At 68.3% G+C, this 15,912-nt stretch carries 16 protein-coding genes; 7 read left to right on the top strand and 9 right to left on the bottom strand.

The window, feature by feature from the left end; all coding sequences use genetic code 11:
- The first annotated feature begins 94 nt into the window (after positions 1-94).
- The 3 genes from gatC to V0Z78_RS08885 all read left to right on the top strand — a co-directional run bounded on the left by gatC (position 95) and on the right by V0Z78_RS08885 (position 3,336).
- On the top strand, positions 95-373 hold the full coding sequence (gene gatC / locus V0Z78_RS08895) for an Asp-tRNA(Asn)/Glu-tRNA(Gln) amidotransferase subunit GatC (protein ID WP_336344273.1): 279 nt from the start codon (positions 95-97) through the stop codon (positions 371-373).
- On the top strand, positions 370-1,641 hold the full coding sequence (gene gatA / locus V0Z78_RS08890; protein ID WP_336344272.1) for an Asp-tRNA(Asn)/Glu-tRNA(Gln) amidotransferase subunit GatA: 1,272 nt from the start codon (positions 370-372) through the stop codon (positions 1,639-1,641). Before gatC ends, gatA begins: the two co-directional genes overlap by 4 nt.
- A gap of 117 nt (positions 1,642-1,758) precedes the next feature.
- Entirely contained in the window at positions 1,759-3,336 is a 1,578-nt protein-coding gene (locus V0Z78_RS08885; protein WP_336344271.1) for a GAF domain-containing sensor histidine kinase, read from the top strand.
- A 460-nt stretch (positions 3,337-3,796) separates the two neighbouring features.
- Here the strand turns inward: V0Z78_RS08885 and V0Z78_RS08880 are convergent, their stop codons facing one another.
- Positions 3,797-4,147, bottom strand: coding sequence for a helix-turn-helix transcriptional regulator (locus tag V0Z78_RS08880; protein WP_336344270.1), 351 nt, complete (start codon positions 4,145-4,147; stop codon positions 3,797-3,799).
- A gap of 91 nt (positions 4,148-4,238) precedes the next feature.
- Here V0Z78_RS08880 and V0Z78_RS08875 point away from each other — a divergent pair, with 91 nt between their 5' ends.
- The gene (locus tag V0Z78_RS08875; RefSeq protein ID WP_336344269.1) at positions 4,239-5,348 is read left to right on the top strand and encodes an aminotransferase class V-fold PLP-dependent enzyme; all 1,110 of its coding nucleotides are present in this window, start codon (positions 4,239-4,241) and stop codon (positions 5,346-5,348) included.
- Here V0Z78_RS08875 and menE read toward each other — a convergent pair.
- The 4 genes from menE to V0Z78_RS08855 all read right to left on the bottom strand — a co-directional run bounded on the left by menE (position 5,331) and on the right by V0Z78_RS08855 (position 9,401).
- The gene (gene menE / locus V0Z78_RS08870; RefSeq protein WP_336344268.1) at positions 5,331-6,797 is read right to left on the bottom strand and encodes an o-succinylbenzoate--CoA ligase; all 1,467 of its coding nucleotides are present in this window, start codon (positions 6,795-6,797) and stop codon (positions 5,331-5,333) included. The two genes, V0Z78_RS08875 and menE, sit on opposite strands and share 18 nt — an antisense overlap.
- Positions 6,790-7,824, bottom strand: coding sequence for a mandelate racemase/muconate lactonizing enzyme family protein (locus V0Z78_RS08865; RefSeq protein ID WP_409338685.1), 1,035 nt, complete (start codon positions 7,822-7,824; stop codon positions 6,790-6,792). Before V0Z78_RS08865 ends, menE begins: the two co-directional genes overlap by 8 nt.
- The gene (locus tag V0Z78_RS08860; protein WP_336344267.1) at positions 7,821-8,756 is read right to left on the bottom strand and encodes a 1,4-dihydroxy-2-naphthoate polyprenyltransferase; all 936 of its coding nucleotides are present in this window, start codon (positions 8,754-8,756) and stop codon (positions 7,821-7,823) included. The genes V0Z78_RS08865 and V0Z78_RS08860 overlap by 4 nt, the downstream gene beginning before the upstream one ends.
- 180 nt (positions 8,757-8,936) lie before the next feature.
- On the bottom strand, positions 8,937-9,401 hold the full coding sequence (locus tag V0Z78_RS08855) for a nucleoside deaminase (protein WP_336344266.1): 465 nt from the start codon (positions 9,399-9,401) through the stop codon (positions 8,937-8,939).
- A 188-nt stretch (positions 9,402-9,589) separates the two neighbouring features.
- Here V0Z78_RS08855 and V0Z78_RS08850 point away from each other — a divergent pair, with 188 nt between their 5' ends.
- A complete protein-coding gene (locus V0Z78_RS08850; RefSeq protein ID WP_336344265.1) occupies positions 9,590-10,129 on the top strand; it encodes a carboxymuconolactone decarboxylase family protein in 540 nt (179 codons plus the stop codon).
- A 50-nt stretch (positions 10,130-10,179) separates the two neighbouring features.
- On the opposite strand, the gene V0Z78_RS08845 is transcribed toward V0Z78_RS08850, so the two are convergent.
- Entirely contained in the window at positions 10,180-12,396 is a 2,217-nt protein-coding gene (locus tag V0Z78_RS08845; RefSeq protein ID WP_336344264.1) for a hypothetical protein, read from the bottom strand.
- A gap of 85 nt (positions 12,397-12,481) precedes the next feature.
- Here V0Z78_RS08845 and V0Z78_RS08840 point away from each other — a divergent pair, with 85 nt between their 5' ends.
- The gene (locus V0Z78_RS08840) at positions 12,482-12,859 is read left to right on the top strand and encodes a hypothetical protein (protein ID WP_336344263.1); all 378 of its coding nucleotides are present in this window, start codon (positions 12,482-12,484) and stop codon (positions 12,857-12,859) included.
- 108 nt (positions 12,860-12,967) lie between these two features.
- On the opposite strand, the gene V0Z78_RS08835 is transcribed toward V0Z78_RS08840, so the two are convergent.
- Positions 12,968-13,882 (bottom strand): 1,4-dihydroxy-2-naphthoyl-CoA synthase, encoded by a 915-nt coding sequence (locus tag V0Z78_RS08835; RefSeq protein ID WP_336344262.1) that lies wholly within the window; start codon positions 13,880-13,882, stop codon positions 12,968-12,970.
- A 274-nt stretch (positions 13,883-14,156) separates the two neighbouring features.
- Positions 14,157-14,405, bottom strand: coding sequence for a hypothetical protein (locus tag V0Z78_RS08830; protein WP_336344261.1), 249 nt, complete (start codon positions 14,403-14,405; stop codon positions 14,157-14,159).
- Between the two features lie 287 nt (positions 14,406-14,692).
- Here V0Z78_RS08830 and V0Z78_RS19215 point away from each other — a divergent pair, with 287 nt between their 5' ends.
- Complete coding sequence (locus V0Z78_RS19215) at positions 14,693-15,052, top strand: DUF7344 domain-containing protein (protein ID WP_457852003.1); 360 nt, start codon at positions 14,693-14,695, stop codon at positions 15,050-15,052.
- A 56-nt stretch (positions 15,053-15,108) separates the two neighbouring features.
- Here V0Z78_RS19215 and V0Z78_RS08820 read toward each other — a convergent pair whose 3' ends face one another.
- Entirely contained in the window at positions 15,109-15,717 is a 609-nt protein-coding gene (locus V0Z78_RS08820) for a CDP-alcohol phosphatidyltransferase family protein (RefSeq protein WP_336344259.1), read from the bottom strand.
- Positions 15,718-15,912: the final 195 nt, after the last annotated feature.

Here is a 15,912-nt window from a genome sequence, read left to right as displayed (position 1 = left end):
GCGGGAGTTGGCGTGCGTCGGGTTTGAAGCTACGGGTAGGCGCCCGGCGTGGCCATCCGAAACCCTTACTCTCGGGCCGACGCTCTCCCCGGACATGAGCGACCAGCCCGTCTCCCCGGAGGAGGTCCGCCACGTCGCCGACCTCGCCCGGATCGATCTCGCCGACGAGGAGGTCGAGGAGTTCACCGAGCAGTTCGTCGAGATCCTCGAGGCGTTCGAGACCCTCGATGAGGTGCCCGAGACCGAAAGCGAGGCCGACCTCGAGAACGTGCTCCGCGCCGACGAGGTCCGCGAGAGCCTCGATCAGGAGGAGGCGCTTCGCAACGCACCCCACACCGAGGACGGCTACTTCAAGGGGCCGCGGGTCTCATGAGCGGCGGTATCTTCATCACCGAGGAGCGAACGGAGGGCGATTCGGAGGGGCCGCTCGCCGGCCGGACGGTCGCCGTCAAGGACAACATCAGCACCGAGGGCGTCCGCACCACGTGCGGATCGGCGATGCTCGCCGACTACGTCCCGCCCTACGACGCGACCGTCGTCGAGCGACTGAAGGCGGCGGGCGCGACGATCGTCGGCAAGACCAACATGGACGAGTTCGGGATGGGCTCGACCACCGAGACCTCGGCGTTCGGACCCACGGAGAACCCGGCGGCCGAGGGGCGCGTTCCCGGGGGGTCGTCGGGCGGATCGGCGGCCGCGGTTGCCGCCGGCGAGGCGGACCTGGCGCTCGGCACCGATACCGGCGGCTCCGTCCGTAATCCCGCGGCGTTCTGCGGCGTCGTCGGGATCAAGCCCACCTACGGGCTGGTCTCGCGCTACGGGCTCGTCGCCTACGCCAACTCCCTGGAACAGATCGGGCCGTTCGGCTCCACCGTCGAGGAGGCAGCGGAGCTGCTCGACGTCGTCTCGGGGCCGGACGAGCGCGACGCGACAACCAGGGACGAAGGTGCGGAGACGGACTACGCCGGGGCGGCCGACGGCGACGTCGACGGCCTCGAGATCGGGATCCCGACCGAACTCCTCGAGGGCGCCGACGAGGGCGTCGTCGAGACGTTCTGGGAGGCGATCGACGAGCTCGAATCGCAGGGCGCGAGCTACCACGAGGTGAGCCTCCCATCGATCGAACACGCGGTCGCCGCCTACTACGTGATCGCGATGTCGGAGGCCTCGTCGAACCTCGCGCGCTTCGACGGGGTGCGTTACGGCCCCGACCACGACCTCGAGGGCGACTGGAACGAGACGTTCGCGGCGGTCCGCGAGGAGGGCTTCGGCGACGAGGTCAAACGCCGGATCCTGCTGGGCACCTACGCGCTCTCGGCGGGCTACCACGAGAAGTACTACGCGAAGGCCCAGGACGCCCGCGCGTGGATCGAACGGGACTTCGAGGACGCCCTCTCGGAGGCGGACGTCCTCGCGAGTCCGACGATGCCGACCCCGCCGTTCGAGCGAGGCGAGAGCCTCGACGATCCGCTGCAGATGTATCTCGCGGACGCGAACACGGTGCCGATAAACCTCGCGAACCTGCCCGCGATCTCGGTCCCGGCGGGCGACACCGACGGTCTGCCCGTGGGGCTCCAGTTCGTCGGACCGGCGTTCGGCGAGCGTGAGATCGTTCGCGCGGCGAGCGCAGTAGAGGACTGAGCGAGATCTGCCCGTTGACGTCCCGTCTCGCCGGCTCGCGCCGCCGAGACGGAATCGCACGTGCGGTCGGCTTTCCTAAGCAGCAGGATTATTACTCTTCGTTTCCATTTAGAGTTAATGACGAAGGACGATTATCAATCACCGCCAACCCCCGGCTCCTCCGAGGAGCTCCTGCGTGCCGCCCTCGATACGGTCGAGGATCCGTTCTTCGTCGTCGACGGAGGCTGGCGGTTCGTCTACGCCAACGATCGGGCTCGTGGCTTCCTGTCGCGGACGACGGGTCGTGACCTCACCCCCGGCGAACTCGAGGGCACGTGTCTCTGGGACGAGGTCCCGGAGGCCATCGGAACCCCGTTTTACGAGCGGTATCACGGGGCGATGGAGAGCGGCGAACCGGCCACGGGAGAGGAGTACTACGAACCCCTCGGGACCTGGTCCGAGGCGCGGGCCGTCCCCTGTGGGACGGGGCTGACGGTGTACCTTCGCGACGCAACGGAACGGCATCGCCAGGGCGAGCCGATCCAGGAACGCGAACGCGTCCTTCGGGAGATGTACGACGTGACCGCGGACGCGGAGCGATCGTTCACCGAACAGGTGGATGCGCTTCTCGGGATCGGTTGTGAGGTCCTCGGAACCGGATTCGCGACGCTCTCGCGGATCCGAGGCGAGGATTACGAGTTCGAACGGGTTCGAACGCCGGACGGAAGCATTCAGCCGGGCGAAAGGGCGCCCCTGTCGGCGACTAACTGTGAGCGGACGGCGGCCACGCGGAGGACCTTAGCGCTCGCCAACGTCGTCCGGGACGCGCCGGAGCTTACGGACCGAGCGGGCTACACCGACTGGGGGATCGCCTGCTATCTCGGTGCGCCAGTCATCGTCGACGGGGAGGTGTACGGTACGTTCTGCTTCTACGATAGGGAGCCACGGGTCGACGGGTTCTCGGAGTGGGAGGTCACGCTCGTCGACCTGATAAGCCAGTGGCTGAGCTACGAGCTCACTCGCCAGCGTACCCAGGAGCAGCTGAAGCGCAAGAACGCACAGCTCGAGGAGTTCGCGTCGCTGGTCTCGCACGACCTTCGAAACCCGTTGAACATCCTGGGCGGGTGGCTGGAGCTCGCCGAGCAGAATGGAGAGGTCGATCACTTCGACAGGTGTTATCGTGCGCTCGATCGAATGGAGGTCCTCATCGACGAGCTGCTGGCGCTCGCTCGGGCCGGCGAGCGGATCACGGACCCGAAGGCGATCACGCTGGCCGATCTCGTCGAGGAGAGCTGGCGGACCGTCGTTACCGCGGACGCGACGCTCACCGTCGATACTGGACGAACGATTCGGGCGGACGAGAACGGCCTGCGCCAGCTGTTCGAGAACCTGTTCCGGAACGGGGTGGAACACGGGTCGAGGGCCCATCGACCCGAGTCCGACGCCTCCAGAGACGACGGGGTGAGCCTCACGGTCGGTGACCTCAACGACGGGTTCTACGTCGCGGATAACGGACCCGGAATTCCCGTCGAGGAGCGCGAACAGGTGTTCGAGACCGGCTACTCCACCGTACAGGGAGGGACCGGATTCGGGTTGAACATCGTCCAGCAGGTCGCCGAGGCACACGGCTGGGACGTATCACTGGGTGAGAGCCGGCACGGCGGAGCACGGTTCGAGTTCACCGGGATCGAACGCATACAGCCGGCGGCCAGCTGAGATCGCGTTCCATCGCTCGGCCGGCGGCGGGATCGATAGGTGGGCCGTCGGTCTCCGGTTCGTCGGGCCGGGTTCGGTGAGAGGAAATCGTTCGTGCGGCGAGCGCAGGAGAGGACTAAGCGGGTTACTCGGCCTTTCGGGAGGTGGGGAACGACGATCCGCCACGGCCGCCAAAGAGCCGGCGAACGAGTCCGACGAGGTGTTTCGCCTTCGTCACCTGACAGGCCCCGGATCCCTGTACGGGAAGGTAACCGCAGCGAGTGCAGACGTGGTATCCGTACGTTTCGGCCATCGATTCGGCGCATTTCGGACAGTTCATACGATCGATAGTCGCCGAAACCGGTTAAACATGTCGTAGTTATTAGATGTATACCGATCGATCATGGTGCATGATCGATCGATATCCACGTTACGAAGCGATAGCTGGACGTTCGTTCGATCGAATCGGAGGAGATCGTCGTCAGCCCTCGTACGCGAGGTTCATCATCCACTGGGAGAACGCGTCGCTCTGAGGGTTGATCTCCTCCTCGCCGATGAACGGCGAGAGCATGTCGCCGGCCATCAGCAGCGAGAAGTCGAGGTCCCGGGCGGTCGGGGTGAGGAGGTAGGTGTTGTGTCCGTTGTAGACCGTCTCGTGTCGTTCGATCAGATCGTTTCGGGCGAGCTTCTCGACGATGCGACTCCCCTTTCGGGATGAGACGCCGAGCTCCTTCCAGAAGTCGCTCTGGTGGATCCCTCCGCTCTCACGGACGAGTTCGAGCCCTTCGTGCTCGTCCTCCGACAGCTCGGCTTCGGTCTCGGCGGCGCTCATACCGTACTCTCGCGCGGCGAGGCGTTTAAAGTTGACCGTCGGTCGATCGTCGATCGGGAGGACTGATGGTCGTGCCCGTCGAAGCCCGCCCATGACACCCGAGGAGCTCCGCGCCGAGACGCCCGGGTTCGACGACGAGGGAACGGTCTACCTCAACACGGGCGCGAGCGGGCCGAGCCCCCGTCGCGTCGTCGAGGCCGCCACCGACTTTCTCGCTCACCACGAGTACGACTCACCCCGCGGGGAGGGGATGTACGCCGCGGCCGATCGCGCCTACGCCGAGGCCCGCGAGGCGGTCGCCGGTCTGCTGAACGTCGAGGAGGAGTCGATCGCGCTCACCCAGAGCACTACGGACGGGATCAACCGGGTCGCGAGCGCGATCGACTGGGAGCCGGGCGACGTCGTCGTCCGGACGGACCTCGAACACTCCGCGGGGATCCTCCCCTGGCAGCGTCTCGCCGACCTCCACGACCTGGAGGTACGCGTCCTCGAGACCGAGAGTGGGAGAATCGACCCCGACGCTTACGCGGAGGCGGTCTCGGACGCCCGGCTGGTCTGTTTCAGCGCGCTCACCTGGACCCACGGGACCCGCCTTCCGGTCCGGGAACTGGTCGACGTCGCCCACGACGTCGGCACACGGGTGCTCGTCGACGCCGTCCAGCTGCCGGGCCAGGCGGAGATGAACGTCACCGGATGGAACGCCGACGCCGTCGCCGCCGCGGGTCACAAGTGGCTCCTTGGACCCTGGGGCGCCGGGTTTCTCCACGTCTCGGAGGACTTTCTCGCCGAACTGGAGCCCCGGTCGGTGGGCTACCGGAGCGTCGCGGAGCCCGACGCGGACGTCTACGAGTTCCACCCGGGCGCTCGGCGCCTGGAGATCGGGACCACGAACCCCGCGCCCTACGTCGGCCTTCGCGAGGCGATCGGGACGATGGACGCGATCGGCTACGGCGCGATCGAGTCACGCATCGAGGAGCTCACCGACCGGCTCAAGGAAGGACTCGGCGAGGAGCGCCTACTGAGTCCTCGCGAGTACGAGAGCGGGCTAGTGACGTTCGCCGTCGAGGACCCGGAGACGACCGTCGAACGACTCGGGGACGAGGGGATACGCGTCAGGAGCCTTCCAACGGGGGCAGTCCGGGCGTCGGTCCACGCGGTCAACACCGAAGCGGACGTCGACGCGCTACTCGAGGCGCTCTGAACGCGAACGGTCGCGGAGAAGCTCGCGAACGGCCTCGCGGTCGACCGTCCCGGAGGCCGTACGGGGAAGCGCGTCGGCGAAGGCGATCGTCTTCGGGCGCTTGTAGTCGGCGAGGCGCCCCTCGCAGAACGAGCGAAGCTCACCCTCCGTTACGCCATCGGCGACGACCAGCGCACAGACGCGCTCGCCCCACTTCGGATCCGGAAGGCCGACGACGGCCGCGTCCTCGACGGCGGGATGTGAGCGAAGGACGGTCGCGACCTCGGCGGGATGGACGTTCTCGCCGCCCGTGATCACCACGTCGTCGACCCGGCCGATCACCCGTAGCGAGCCGTCGGCCTCGACCACGCCCACGTCGCCCGTCCGATAGCCCTCCGAACCGAACGCCGCGTGGGTCGCCTCGGGGTTGCCGTAGTAGCCGGACGAGACGGTCGGCCCGCTGACGACGAGCTCGCCCGGCTCGCCCGTCGCCAACGGCTCCCCGTCGTCGACCGCCCGCACCCGGGTGAACGCCAGCGGACGGCCGACCCGCTCGGGACGGGAGAACGCCTCCTCGGGGCGGGCGGTGGCGACCTGCGAGGCCGTCTCGGTCATGCCGTAGGTGGGGTGGATCGGCACGCCGCGGCCCTCGCAGCGCTCGATCAGCTCGCGGGGCGTCGGCGCACCCCCCGTGAGGACGAACCGCAACGAGTCCGGAAGGTCGCCGGCGTCGAGCAGCCGAGCGAGCATCGTCGGCACGAGCGAGACCCCGGTCGCCTCGTGGGAGCGGAGATCGTCGAGCGCCCGCTCGGCGTCGAACTCGCCTCCGAGGACGACGCACGTCCCGTAGAGCGCCGAGCGGACGATCGGCGCGAGCCCGCCCATGTGGTACGGAGGGAGGGGATCGTACCACCGATCGTCGGGGAGCACCCCCATCCGGAAGGCGGAGGCGACCGCGCTCGCGAGCAGGTTCCGCGCGGTGAGGACGACAGCCTTCGGCTCCCCGGTCGTTCCGGACGTGAAGAGCATCGTCCTGGGATCGTCGAGGGACCGATCGGTCGGCGAGGACTCGACGTCCTGCTCCTCGGCGAGCGAGCCGGAACCCTCCACGGATCGAACCGGAACGCTCCCGAGTTCCGTCTCCGACGGTTCGTCGTCGTGGACGAACGCGTCGAGGTCGACCCGATCGGTCTGTGCCCGCAGCTCCGGCTTCGAGAGACGCGTGTTCAGCGGGACGAAGAGCGCGCCGATCCGCCACGCCGCGTGTAGCAGCCGGACGAACGCCGGCGAGCCGTCGAGGAGAGCGCCGAGCTGGTCGCCCGCTTCGAGCCCCAGTGAGCGAAGCCGCCCGGCCGTCCGATCGACCCGTTCGTCGAGTTCCGCGTAGGTCCATCGTTCGTCCGACCGGGCGTCGATCAGTGCCGTCGAACGCGGGGCGGCGTGGCGCTGGTAGCGCAGGAGGTCACGCATCCCCGCCACCCCATGGGCCGTCCGTTCCCAGGCCCGCTGCTTGCGGGACGGCGATCTTCCCGTCGCGAACGGTCGCGGGATCCGTTCCGATGTCCTCCTCGAGCAGGTCTGCGGTCGCCAGCCCGCAGGCCCGCTCGACGTCGAGCGCCGCCGCGACGTGGATCGCGCCCGTTCGGGCGATCACGGCGTCGATCGTCGTCGTGATCACGATACCGAGTCCCTCGTCCTGCATGCGGCGACCGATATCGAGCGTACGATCCGGACCGCCGAGCGCCATCGGCTTCAGGACCAGCACGTCGGCGGCATCGACGAGCGAGTCGATCCCGTCGGGGCTCCGGTCGGCCAGCGTCTCGTCGAGGGCGATCGGCACCGGCCCGCCGGCGAGTGCGCGGTGGCCCGCGACGTCGTCCGCGGGGAGGGGCTGTTCGACGTACTCGACGTCGAGATTCGCGAGCGCGTCGAGCGCTCGATCCGCCTCCCGCCGATCCCACGCGCCGTTCGCGTCGAGACGCAACGCGACGTCGCTGACGGCATCGTACACTGCCCGAACGCGTTCGAGATCCTCGTCGAGCGGACGGGAGCCGATCTTGCACTTGATCGTCTCGAATCCCTCGGCGATCGCGTTCGTGGCGGCCTCGACCGTCTCCTCGATGGATCCGTCGCCGACGGTGGCGTTGACCGCCAGCCGCTCGACGCGCCGTTTTCCCCCGAGATGACGATACAGCGGAACGCCTGCACGTCGTGCCTCCCGATCGGCGATCGCGAGCGAGAGACCGTGCCGGGTGGCGGGTCGACCGTCGAGGTCCGCGAGCGCTGCCCGTGGATCGGACTCCGAAACGCCCGAGAGCGCCGTTCGACAGCCCTCGAACGACTCGGTCCAGCCCGGCAGCGGGGTCGCCTCGCCGACTCCTCGAGGGTCGTCGCCGACGCGGATCGCGATCCCCTCCCGCCGGTCGATCTCGCCGGCGGCCGTCGACAGCGGCGAGTCGAGCGCCAGCGAGAACGCGCGGCGTTCGATCCGGGTCACGAAAGTACCAGCCCCGTCGCGGACAGCACCGCGTAGGCGGCGAGCAGTTTCCCCGTCCGTTCGAGCGCCGGGTTGAGCGCATCGCCCGACGTCCGGGTCGCGACCGTTCGGGCTATCGAGGCGGCGTACGGCAGCGTCACCAGGGGAAGGAGGACCCATACGCCGAACCCGTAGGCGAGCAGCAGCGGCGGAACCAGGTAGGCGAGCGCGAGCAGCGCCGCGTACTCGATCCGGCTCCACCGGTAGCCCAGCATCACCGCGAGCGTTCGCTTTCCGGTCTTGCGATCGGTCTCGAGGTCGCGGACGTTGTTCACGACGAGGATCGCCGTCGAAAGCCCCGCGATCGGAAGGCTCGCGAGCAGCGCCTCGCTCGTCACGGTTTCGGGAGGGATCCAGAGCGGGAACGGGTCGGCGAGCAACGCCGCGGCCTGGACGTAGTAGGTGCCCGTCACCGCGACGAGGCCGAAGAAGACGAAGACGAAGAGGTCGCCCAGTCCGCGGTAACCGAAGGGGTAGGGGCCTCCGGTGTAGGCGATCCCGCTCGCGACGCTCGCGAGGCCGATCACGAGGATCGGCACGCCGCCGACGTAGACGAGGTAGGTGCCCACGAGAATCGCGAGCGCGAACGTCGCGACCATCGCGCGCCTGACCTCGTCGGCGCCGATCAGTCCCGATTGGGTGACCCGGGTGAAACCCTGGCGCTCGTCGGTGTCGGCGCCCTTGATCGCGTCGTAGTAGTCGTTGGCGAAGTTCGTCCCGATCTGGATCAGCGCGGCGCCGACCAGCGCCGCGAGCGCCGCCAGCGGGGCGAAGAGGCCGTCGTGGACGGCGAGGCCGCTTCCGACGATCACCGGCGCGGCCGCCGCGGGCAGCGTCTGCGGGCGGGCGGCCATCAGCCACGCCTTCGGACGTGAGACCTCGACCGTGCTCATTCGTCCAAACCGTGGGAAGCGCGACGCATAGCGGCTGTGGTTTTCCGCCCGTCGCTCGACGGAGCGGACGTCGTTACGACCCTCGACGGCGGGCTCTCGGAACCCACGAACGCGAAGGACGCGTTCGTCGACCGTCCCGATCGGGGGGCGTGGTCCCCGGTCACGAGTTCGCCGGCGGGGTCACCAGTCGAACGTCTCGTGGAGCCGTCGTCCCTCGTCGTTCAGAACGGGACCGGCGACGTCGATGAGGTCGTCGAGGATCTCCGCCGATCGGACCGACGGTGCGGTGCCGGTGAACGCCGCGAGCTCGTCGCCGGCGACGCTGTAGACGACCCGTCCGAACCCGGCACTGGCCATCCCACCGGCACACATCGGACACGGCTCCGTGCTCGTGTACATGACCGTCTCGGCGCGTTCCTCGTCGGTCAGCTCCCGGCAGGCACGGTAGGCGAGGTGGAGTTCGGGATGGCGACGAACGTCGTCCTCCGTGACCACGCGGTTCGACTCGGACATCACGACCCGGTCGTCGCGGACGAGCACCGAGCCGAACGGTCGGTCGCCACGGTCGGCGGCCTCGCGAGCGAGGTCGAGCGCCCGTCGCATGTGTGCGTCGTGGTCGAACCCGTCGAAGTCGGACCCGGTCATGCCCGTATGCTGGTTCGAGCGATCGGATAAGTCGTTCGGGCGGGCGACGAACGCAGCTCTCCGTCGTGACGCCTCTCCGACCGGCATTAAGCGAAACCGACGACGGGATGCACCCGACGGCCGTCGTGCAGAACCGTCGTCGTACCACGGTACACAGAACTAACCGTCCGTCCGTTCAACCCGTTCGCATGGCACGCGTACCGTACGTCGAGAGCGAGGACGTCCCCGAGGAACACCGCGACCTGCTCGTCTCGTCGCTCCAGGATCGCCCGCTCCACGTCTACCAGGCGCTCGGCAACAACCCCGAGGTACTCGCCGGCATGCGGGGCTTCTTCGGCTCGCTGTGGAGCGACAGCGGGCTCTCGGATCGCCGTCGTGAGCTCGTGGTGCTGGCTGTCACCCGCGAGATCGACAACGCCTACGAGTGGCACCAACACGTCCGAATCGCGCGCGGCGAGGGCGTGACCGACGAGACGATCGCGGCGGTCTCGGCGGGCGAGTTCGACGCGCTGGAGCCGGAGGAGGCTACCCTGCTGCGCTACGCGCTCGCGGTCGTCCGCGGCGAGGTCGACGACCGAACCCACGACGCGATCGCCGAACTGTACGACGACTCGGCGGTGGTCGGCATCGCGGCGCTCGCGGAGGGGTACGCCGCGCTCGGCGGCGTCATCGACGCGCTGGGCGTCGAACTCGAGGAGGAGTTCGTCGGCTGGGATCCGACGGCGTAGCCGTAGCCGGTACGACCACGATTCGCCGCATAGCGCTCACGAACGGGAACCTACGGCACGTCCAGCGGTCCCAGAGCGAAGTTCCGCGCTCCCGCCGGGTCCGCCTCGACGAGCGAGGCGATCCTCGCGGGCGTGAGCAGGTTGCCGCGGCCGAAGTACGGCATCGCGTAGGCGCGGTCGACCGAACCGGCCTCGCCGGCGTCGGACTCGAGTCGGACGGAGAACGCGGGGTCGCGCCCGCGTTCGCCGTTGAACAGCGACCCGCGGTCGATGCCGTAGAACGCCGCCGCCCCGTTCGACGCGGACGACGCGGCGCTGTGCTCGACCGCGTCGATCGCCGAGCCGTCGTGCAGGAGGACGACGCGGTCGCCGCCGGGGTCGGCGGTCGCCGCCAGGCCGTCGCCGGCGACCCAGAGGTCGAACGCCGACTCGGGGTCGAACCCGCCGTCCGCCTCGAACGCCTCCAGACTGCGCAGCGTCTCCCGCTCGTCCGGGTAGCGCACGGCGTCGATCGAACCCGTCTCTTCCGGGGGTGCGAGGTCGAGCCGGAGGGTCAGCGACTCGCCCGGTACGAGCCGTTCGTCGACCCGTCGATGGCCCAGCGCGAACGCCGCGGGGTCGGCGTCGTCGAGGAGCCCCATCGCCTCGGGTTCGGAGACGTAGGAATCGGGATCGAACGGGACGGCCGAGACGGAGCGAAGCGTCGCGTCGGTGGCGTCGTTGGGCGTCTCGATCCGGAGCGAGAGCGTCCCCGCTCCCTCTCCATCGTCGGCGAGATGCCGATCGCGGTCGAGCGCGTGGAGGACGGAGACGTGGTCGTCGCGTGGCGGGTCGTAGAGGTGATCCGTGTCGAGATAGCCGTTGACGTCGCCGACGAACTCCCGCTCGCCCGCCGCCGTCTCGAGCCACAGGCGGTGCTCGTGGAAATCGAGGCCCGAACCCTCGAGCCAGAGGTCGAACGTTCCGGACCGCTCGTAGCCCTCCTCGCGCCCGAACAGAAGCGAGTACGCGTATATGAACCGATCGCGGCCGAGCGAGTACGTGGTGGCCTCCGGGCGCTCGCGGAACTGATCGCTCGTGTCGGTCTTCGGGATGAACGGATCGAAACAGCGACCCGGATCCGACGGCGAGTAGGCGAAGCGCGCGTAGTAACCGATCGAGTCCGCGCCGGCGTCAACGGCGGCGTGGACGTCCATCCGGAGCGACTGCTTGCTGGGGGTGTAGCCCGTCTTGTTCGTGTGCGCCTGTCCCATGTAGAAGACCTCGCGGTCGTCGGTGTGGGTACGGGCGTTCCCGATGAGCGATCGGACGGCATCGTTCGCGCCGGTCGGTCCGACGTGTGGCTCGTAGTTGCCGCGGTAGAAGTCCACACAGGTGAAGTCGGGGACGGCGTCGCGCGCTCGGAGGTCGTCCAGCAACTGCTCGAACACCTCCGGATTCTTCGAGTCGACGACGTAGGTGAAGTGAGGGAAGATGCCGACGTCGATGCCGTCGCTGACCTCCTTGACGATCCGCCGCTGGTCCTCGAAGATCGCCGGCCCGTGTCGCTGCAGGTTCTCGACCGATTCGGCGTCCCAGACCTGGCCATCGCTGCTCCAGTAGCCGGAGATCGGCGCCTCCTGCCAGAGGACGACCCGGCCGTCGGGAAACCGCTCGTCGTACGCCTCCGTGAGCGTTCGCAGTCCCTGCAGGTGGCGCTCTCGCTTCTCCGCGTCGGAGACGAACTCCGGTGCCGTCATCGAGTTCAACACGCCGGTCGCGAGCCACGTAGACAGCCCGCGTTCGCTGGCCTCCGTGAGCGGCCCCTCGATGAACTCGTCGACCGCCGCGTCCGGCCGCCTCGTGGGTCCGGGCTGCGAGAGGACGACGGCCATGTCGTGGCGGTCCGCGAACGCGAAGAGGTTCTGCCGGATCCGCGGCTCGAGCCAGAAGTGGGCGTGCATCCAGAGGAACGTGGGAGGTGCGTCCGACTCGGGATGCGGCTCTCGGTTCGGTGCCGGGGACGAGACGAGATCGCTGGCCGCAACGGCGGTCGTTCCGACGGCGGCGGCGCCGCCGGCGAGGAGATACGCGCGACGCGACAGCCGGCCCCCGCCCGACGGCTGGCTGCCGGGCCGTTCGTCGGCGCCGGTCATCGTCCCGGTCGAGACGCCGGTCCGCGTCGCGCGATCCGTCGCGACCGTGGGCCCCGGGGCGTACTCGCGTTCGTCGGCGACCGACCCTCCCGTACCATGTTCGTCCGCAGGAAGGGGAGTCCCGGGCTTCAATGTTCGGAGAGCGACCGTTCGTGACTCCTGCCTCGGGACGCAACGCCACCGTAAGACCCTATACGGACTCGTGAACAGTACGGGTATGACCACCTCGGGAAGAGTCACGTCTACGCTCGGCATCGCACTCGGGAGTGCGCTCGTCGTTCTGGGCGCCGGCGCCTACGTGCTCTCCGACTTCGCGAGCGTCACGGCGCTGATCCCGGCCCTGCTCGGCGTCGCCATCGCCCTCCTGGGGATGGCGGGGCTCCGGACCGGTCGCGAACGCCTCGCCGTCTACGGCATCGGACTGCTCGCGCTGTTCGGCGTGCTGGGCTCGATGCGCGGGATCCCCGACGTGATCGCGCTGCTGACGGGCGGGCCAGTCGGCTCGACGATCGCCGCCGTCGCACAGGGCGTGACGATCCTCGTCGGTCTCGTCCTACTGGTCGCCACAGCGAGGTACGTCCTGGATACGCGCTGACCGGCGTCCCTCGATCCAGAACGCGATCGGTAAGCCCGGATGGCGCACGGTTCTCGGGTCCCTCGAGTCGGCGGACTCACCCGACGACGACCGTCTCCGGCGACCGCTTCAGTAGTGCCAGGGGTAGTCGTCGAAGTCGGGGTCGCGCTTCTCGAGGAAGGCGTCGCGCCCCTCGCTGGCCTCGTCGGTCATGTACCCCAGTCGAGTCGCCTCGCCGGCGAACACCTGCTGGCCAACCATGCCATCGTCCACCGCGTTGAACCCGAACTTCAGCATGCGGATCGCGGTAGGGCTCTTTCCGTTGATCCGCTCGGCCCACTCGAGGGCGACGTCCTCGAGTTCCTCGTGGGGAGCCGTCTCGTTGACCATGCCCATCTCCGCTGCCTCCGCCGCGGAGTAGGTCTTCCCGAGGAAGAACACCTCGCGGGCCTTCTTCTGGCCGATCTGTTTCGCCAGGTACGCGGAGCCGAAGCCGGCGTCGTAGCTCGCGACGTCGGGGTCGGTCTGGAGGAACTTCGCGTGCTCCTCGCTCGCGAGGGTGAGGTCACAGATCACGTGCAGCGAGTGGCCGCCGCCGACGGCCCAGCCGGGAACGACCGCGACGACGGGTTTGGGCATGAATCGGATCAGCCGCTGGACCTCCAGAACGTGCAGGCGACCCGCCTTCGCCTCGCGGACGTCGCTCGCGTCCTCGGCGCTCGCCTCGTCGTCGCCGCGATACTCGTAGCCCGAGCCGCCGCGCACGGATTGATCGCCGCCCGAGCAGAACGCCCAGCCGTCGTCCTTCGGCGAGGGGCCGTTGCCCGTCAGCAGGACGCAGCCGACGTCGGTCTGCTTGCGGGCGTGATCGAGTGCCCGGTAGAGCTCGTCGACGGTACCCGGGCGGAAGGCGTTTCGCACCTCGGGCCGGTCGAACGCGATCCGCACCGCGCCCACGTCGATCGCCCGGTGGTAGGTGAGGTCATCGAACTCGAACCCTGAAACCGCCTCCCACCGATCGTCGTCCATGAGCGCCGAAGCCATGGCGCCGAATTGGTGAGACGGTGCAAAAAGGTTCGTCATCGCGTTCGTCCCTGAGGGACGATCGATGAAGCACCTCGTCCGGGATCGATCGTTACGCTCTCGAGCGGCCTAGGATCGACTTCCCCGAGGAGAATTCGACCCGACCGGAGGAATCAAGCTGCATCCGATCGCGGATCACTGAACTGGTGCGAGGGCGGAGGCGCTCCCGGCTCCTCCGCCCGTACGAGGGACGGCGAGTGAAGAGATTCGGGAGAGGGCCGCGGTTCGATCGCGGTCAGCTGCTCGGGATCGTCCCGGCGTTCACGGACTCGAGGGTTCGCCTCGTACCCTCCCGGAGGCCGACGTACTCGATGTCGTACTCGGCCGCGAGCGTGGCGAGTTCCTCGGCGGCCGCCCACGTAGTGTACTCGAGTGATCCCAGATGGATCTTCGACGCGCCGCTCTCGACGGCGCTCTCGATCAGTTGACGCGCGTACGTCGGGGTACACAGCGATTCGTTCCGAACGGCATACATCTCACTCATGCTTGATCACACCGCGTGTGGTATCATATGACTTGACTAACTCTACCATGATAGACCTTGTGGTTCGACCGCCGACGATTTCACTGAGCCGAGACCGAGAGGAGACGATCGTAACGATCGAATATGTGACTACGTCCACCTGCTTCCCGCTATCGCGATCGATCGTTCTCTTCTAGCGGAAACATCGGCACGAATCGTCGTTCGGGCTGTTCGAGATGACGCTTCTGATTTATTCGGCCTGCCTTAGCAAGCCGGAGGGTGTTCTGGAGAGAGGTCCATGAGATACCATGTCGAGCAAGAGGAACGCGGGCCCCCGGTCAGCCGGCCCGTCCGCCGTGAGCTACCGCGACAGTCACCGTCGCTGGTTCGCCCTCCGACACCTATCGTCGCGTCGCCATCCGACGCCGATCAGCGAAGTCAGCGAATACGTCGCGTCGCACATGGACTCGTCGTGCGAGGAGATCGAGTCCAAACTGACGGAGAGGGACCTGCCGGCGCTGAGCGACTGTAACGTCGTCAGGTACGACTCCTACACCGACCTCGTCTGTCTCTTCGACGACCGCGGCACGTTCGAGAAGTACGTCCGCCGGGCGGCCAACGCGGGAGCGATCCTCCGGTTGACGCCACCCCGAGTCACGACCGACTGAGGCCACGGAAGCGTCCGAACCGGCCGTCGGATCGCCGCCGGCCGGACCGGACACCCTCACCGGAGCCCGTTCCACGCCCGGAGGAACCGCTGAAGCGCCGTCACGTGGCTGACGACGGCGAGAAACGCCACCAGCCACTCGACGATCGTGAGCCCGAGGACGTCGAACCGCACCCACGTCGCCAGCACGCTGGTCACGGTCACCAGGACGAGGATGTCCGCCCGCCCGAGGAGCCCGCCGTAGATCCTCCCGAGACCGACCGCCTGTGCCTGCGTTCCCATGTAGGCGGTCAGCAACACGCCGGTGATGGCGAGCAGTCCGAGTCCGTACCGGCCGACCCCGACGGCGAGGCCGCCGAGGATGACGACGTCCGCGTAGCGATCGAGGACGTGATCGAGGAGGTCGCCGGCCTCGGACGCCGCCTCCGTCTCCCTGGCGACGGCCCCGTCGACCACGTCGAGCAGGCCGTTCAGGAGGACCAACAGTCCGGCGACGAGATACCACTCGGGCGCCGAGCCGGCCACGTACAGCGTGGCCCCCGCCGCGAGAGCCAGCACGAAGGCGACGAGGCTGATGGCGTTGGCCGTGAGACCGAGCCGGATCGAGACCGAGACGAACGGCGCGATGAGCCGCTCGGCGACGGGTCTGAGCCGGTCGAGCGTCATTGAGGGGTGAACGACGACGGACGGCGGAACGCGGGTCCGTCGGGTACGGTATCGTCGGGCATCTCTACTGCCGTCCACGGACGAGAACCCCATAACTGGCCGCATTCCTCGCCGGCGAGTCGTCGGACGGACGACCGCCTCCGTCGTCGGTCCGAACGCCCGAAAACGGCGATCGGATTCGTCGACGGGAACTCT

The organism is Halalkalicoccus sp. CG83 (assembly GCF_037081715.1).
In the GTDB taxonomy this organism is placed as follows: domain Archaea; phylum Halobacteriota; class Halobacteria; order Halobacteriales; family Halalkalicoccaceae; genus Halalkalicoccus; species Halalkalicoccus ordinarius.
Note: the sequence above shows the minus strand (reverse complement) of the source record. Positions and strands in the feature narration are given on the sequence as shown.